Source organism: Mycobacterium sp., from assembly GCF_049280035.1.
Classification (GTDB): domain Bacteria; phylum Actinomycetota; class Actinomycetes; order Mycobacteriales; family Mycobacteriaceae; genus Mycobacterium.
The window spans coordinates 1-4,538 of record NZ_JBAPPI010000369.1 but is presented as its reverse complement, the minus strand read 5'-3'; the positions used below and the strand labels follow the sequence as shown (position 1 = coordinate 4,538).

General features: G+C 63.4%; 4 protein-coding genes. 3 read left to right on the top strand and 1 reads right to left on the bottom strand.

Translation table 11 applies throughout. The features are described from left to right. A partial coding sequence (dxs, locus tag WAN71_RS12525) for a 1-deoxy-D-xylulose-5-phosphate synthase (RefSeq protein WP_422225634.1) occupies positions 1-1,507 on the bottom strand: 1,507 nt, incomplete at its 3' end. A gap of 306 nt (positions 1,508-1,813) precedes the next feature. Between dxs and WAN71_RS12520 the strand changes: the two genes are divergently transcribed. From WAN71_RS12520 to WAN71_RS12510, 3 genes are all read left to right on the top strand, one after another. Further along, positions 1,814-3,115, top strand: coding sequence for an SLC13 family permease (locus WAN71_RS12520; protein WP_422225633.1), 1,302 nt, complete (start codon positions 1,814-1,816; stop codon positions 3,113-3,115). A gap of 46 nt (positions 3,116-3,161) precedes the next feature. Next, the gene (locus WAN71_RS12515) at positions 3,162-3,605 is read left to right on the top strand and encodes a CBS domain-containing protein (protein WP_422225632.1); all 444 of its coding nucleotides are present in this window, start codon (positions 3,162-3,164) and stop codon (positions 3,603-3,605) included. A 55-nt stretch (positions 3,606-3,660) separates the two neighbouring features. Next, positions 3,661-4,538, top strand: an 878-nt coding sequence (locus WAN71_RS12510) for an SLC13 family permease (protein ID WP_422225631.1), incomplete at its 3' end; no start/stop codon positions are given.

Sequence of the window (4,538 nt, the reverse complement as noted above, 5' to 3'; positions counted from 1 at the left end):
CATCGGCGGTCAGTCCATCAGCCGGCACGGCGAGCACGTCCGCTCCTCCGCGGCGTTCAAGCGCCGGAATATCTTCGCCGACATCGCCTTTCGGGAATCTGATCGCGGTGGGGCCGTCGTCGATGTCGAGCGCCTCACCGAGCTCCTCACGCAGCCGGGTACCGTCCCTCGGCGCGGCTACCCGCATGCCGGGGACGATGCCCAGCATCGACAGATCCCACATGCCGTTGTGGCTGGCGCCGTCCGGGCCGGTGATCCCGGCTCGGTCAAGCACCATGGTGACCGGCAGCTTGTGCATCGCCACGTCCATCATGATTTGGTCGAACGCGCGGTTGAGAAATGTCGAGTAGATCGCCACCACCGGGTGCAGCCCACCCATGGCCAATCCGGCGGCCGACGTCATCGCGTGCTGCTCGGCAATGCCGACGTCGAACAACCGATCCGGGAAGCGCTGGCCGAACGCCGTTAGCCCGGTGGGCCCGGGCATGGCCGCGGTGATCGCGACAATGTCGCGGCGTTTGGCCGCAAAGTCGATCAGCGATTCGGCGAACGTCGCAGTCCAGCTCGGTCCCGGGACCTTGGTGGCTAGCCCGGTCGCCGGGTCGATCACCCCACACGAATGCATCTGCTCGGCCTCGTCGGCCTCGGCCGGACCGTAGCCCATGCCCTTGTGGGTGACGACGTGCACCAGCACCGGGCCGCGGTATCCGCGCGCGCTGCGCAGCGCGGTCTCCACGGCGTGTTCGTCATGGCCGTCGACCGGCCCGACATACTTCAGCCCGAGATCGGTGAACAGCAGCTGCGGTGAAAGCGCGTCCTTCACACCGGCTTTGACGCTGTGCATGAACTGGTAGGCCAATTCGCCGACGACCGGCATTCCGCGTACCGCGGCGCGGCCCCGCTCCAAGAGGTGTTCGTAGCTGGGCCGCAGCCGCAGCGAGGCCAGGTGGTTGGCCAAACCCCCGAAGGTCGGGGCGTAGCTACGGCCGTTGTCGTTGACGACAATGATCACCGGCCGGCGCGCGGCGGCGATGTTATTCAGTGCCTCCCAACACATGCCGCCGGTGAGCGCGCCGTCGCCCACGACCGCGACGACGTGGCGGTTGCGGTGTCCGGTCAGCTCGAATGCCTTGGCCAGCCCGTCAGCGTAGGACAACGCCGCGCTGGCATGGCTTGACTCAACCCAGTCGTGTTCGCTCTCGGCCCGAGACGGATAACCCGACAAGCCACCCATTTTGCGCAGCGTCTCGAAGTCCGCCGAGCGGCCGGTCAACATTTTGTGTACGTAGGCCTGGTGGCCGGTGTCGAAGATGATCGGATCGTGTGGCGAATCGAATACCCGATGCAATGCGAGTGTCAGCTCGACGACGCCAAGGTTGGGCCCCAGATGCCCTCCGGTGGCCGCCACCTTGTGAATGAGAAACTCGCGAATCTCTTCGGCCAGATCACGCATGTCCGCCTGAGAAAGGTGCTGCAGATCGGCGGGCCCACGGATCTGTTCGAGCATCACGCCAGTGTACGCACGCCTGCCAGTCCACCGCGCCGACCTGCGGAGATACTTCGACAGTAGCCGAACCTGAACGTTGAATGAGACGCACAGCGCCGTCCAGGTAGACCTGCTAAGTTATGCCCCGGTGTGCCGGGAAGCCTGGTCGGCGTTGTTTTCGTGCTATTCGGGTTTCCCTGCTATTCAGGGCTATTCAGGAGTGCACGATGACTTGCACGGTCGACGCGACCGCACCTAGCAGATTGCGCGACGTGATCACCGGCCGCAAATGTTGAGCCCAGCGCGTTCCCAATTGCAGGGCAGCCGATGAGCGTCTTTCATGCTGTCTACGCGGTGACGGTGTTCGTGGTCGCCTACGTGTTGATCGCCACGGAGCGTTTCAACCAGACATTGGTGGCGCTGGGCGGCGCAACGGCAATGTTCTTCCTACCGGTGATCAATTCCGACGAAGTGTTCTACTCCCGCGACACCGGGGTCAACTGGGACGTCCTTTTCCTGCTCCTCGGGATGATGATCATCGTCAGCGTGGTCCGGCAGACCGGCTTGTTCGAATACATGGCGATCTGGTCGGCCAAGCGCGCCAAGGGTTCCCCGCTGCGGATCATGATCCTGCTGATCCTTGTCACCGCGCTCGGAACGGCAATTTTGGATAACGTGACCACGGTGCTGTTGATCGCACCGGTCACCCTGCTGGTGTGCGACCGGCTGGATATCAGTCCAGCGCCGTTTCTCATCGTCGAGGCACTGGCCGCCAACATCGCCGGCGCTGCGACCCTGGTCGGCGACCCGACCAGCATCATCATCGGCACCGGAGCCCACCTGAGCTTCATTACATTCACGGCCAACATGGCGCCGGCGGTGATCATCGTCCTCGCCGTCCTGCTGATCCTGCTGCCCCGGCTGTTTCCAGGCTTCTTCACCGTCGATCCCGCGCGGGCCGCCGATGTCGTGTCGCTGAACGAGAGGGAAGCGATCCGCAATCCCCGGCTGCTGATCCAATGCGGAATCGTCCTGGCTGCAGTGTTCGCCGGATTCGTCGCGCATAAAGAGATCCACACCGAGCCTTCACTGGTGGCGTTGGCCGGCGCCGGCATCCTGGTCGCGATGTCCGGCCTGAGCCGTGAGTTCTACCTCTCGAGCGTCGAGTGGGAGTCGCTGCTGTTCTTCGCGGGACTGTTCATCATGGTCGGGGCGCTGGTGCGGACCGGCGTCGTCAGAGAATTGGCCGATCTGGCCAGTCACCTGACCCACGGCGATGCCTGGACGGCGACGATGTTGATCCTCACTGTGTCCTTCACATTGGGCAGCTTTATCAACAATGTTCCGTATGCAGCCACGATGACACCGGTCGTCGCACACATGGCCGCATCTATCACCACACACACCAGCTCCGGTGTGCTGTGGTGGGCTCTGCTGTTGGGCACCGTCCTCGGCGGCAACCTCACCGCCGTGGGAGCCAGCGCGAATATCGTCGCGGTCGGGATCGCGCAACGCGCCGGCCATCCCGTTTCCTTCTGGGACTTCACCAAAAGGGGGGCGGTAGTAACCGCGGTCTCGTTCGCACTTTCCGTGGGCTATCTGTGGGTGCGCTACTTCGCATTGAGCTAGCCTGCCCACCAGGTCACGCGAAGCACGGGTTAAGTATTGTGTCCGTGTGCGGGCAGAGGACCTCGAAGAGAAGTTCCCAATCGTGCCCATAGACTCCGACGCAGTCGACGCTGCGCGCATGATCGCCGAGCACAGTCTGGCCGGACTCCTGGTCACCGACGCTTCGGGGAACCCGTACGCGGTGCTCCCGGCGTTCGCGATGGTGCGATTCATCCTGCCGCGTTACGTGCAGGACGATCTAACACTGGCCGGCGTCCTTGGCGACCCCACGCCTGACCAGGCTATGCAGAATTTGGCGGGCAAGACGGTCGGCGACGTGCTGCCCGATTACCTGCGTGACATTCCGACGGTCGATGCGCGTGCCACTGTCATCAAGGTGGCCGCGGAGATGGCGCGGGCACGCAGTCCGCTGATCGCGGTCACCAAGGACGGAAAGTTGCATGGCGTGATCACCGCATCCCGCCTGCTGGCCGCGGCGTTGAAATCTTGAGCGCCGCTTCGCCGCCCATGCCCAGCCAGGCGCGTGCCCAACGGCAGGACAACCGATGAACCTCATTCACGCCATCTACGCGGCGACGGTGTTTGTGGTCGCCTATACGTTGATCACCACCGAGCGTTTCAACAAAACCATGGTTGCGCTGGCCGGCGCGGTGGCCGTGTTCTTCTTGCCTGTCATCAATTCCGATGAGGTCTTCTACTCGCGCGACACCGGGATCGACTGGGATGTCATCTTTTTGCTCCTTGGGATGATGATCATCATCAGCGTGGTCCGCCAGACCGGGGTGTTCGAATACATCGCGATCTGGTCGGCCAAGCGCGCCAAGGGCTCCCCGCTACGGATCATGATCCTGCTGGTGCTGGTGACCGCGGTCGGATCGGCCTTCCTGGACAACGTGACCACGGTCTTGTTGATCGCACCGGTCACCCTGCTGGTGTGCGACCGACTGGCAGTCAGTGCAGTGCCATTTCTCATCGTCGAGGCGTTCGCCGCCAACATCGGTGGCGCGGCCACCCTGGTCGGTGACCCGACCACGATCATCATCGGCACCGGAGCCCACCTGAGTTTCATTTCGTTCCTGGCCAACATGGGTCCGGCGGTGATCATCGTGCTCGCCGCCCTGCTGGCGCTGATCCCGCGCCTATTTCCCGGCTCTTTCACCGTCGACCCCGCGCGGGTCGCCGATATCATGACGCTCGACGAGAGTGAAGCGATCCGTAACCGCAAGCTGCTGATCCAATGCGGGATCGTCTTGCTCGCGGTGTTCGCCGGATTCGTCGCGCACCATGTGATCCACATGGAGCCGTCGCTGGTGGCGATGACCGGTGCGGGCATCCTGATCTTGATCTCCGGCCTGGACCGTGAGTTCTACCTGTCCAGCGTCGAGTGGGAAACGCTGCTGTTCTTCGCGGGACTGTTCATCAT

Bases quoted from the DNA above. Each gene is read 5' to 3' on its own strand.
- WAN71_RS12520 (WP_422225633.1), top strand. From the start codon at position 1,814: ATGAGCGTCTTTCATGCTGTCTACGCGGTGACGGTGTTCGTGGTCGCC.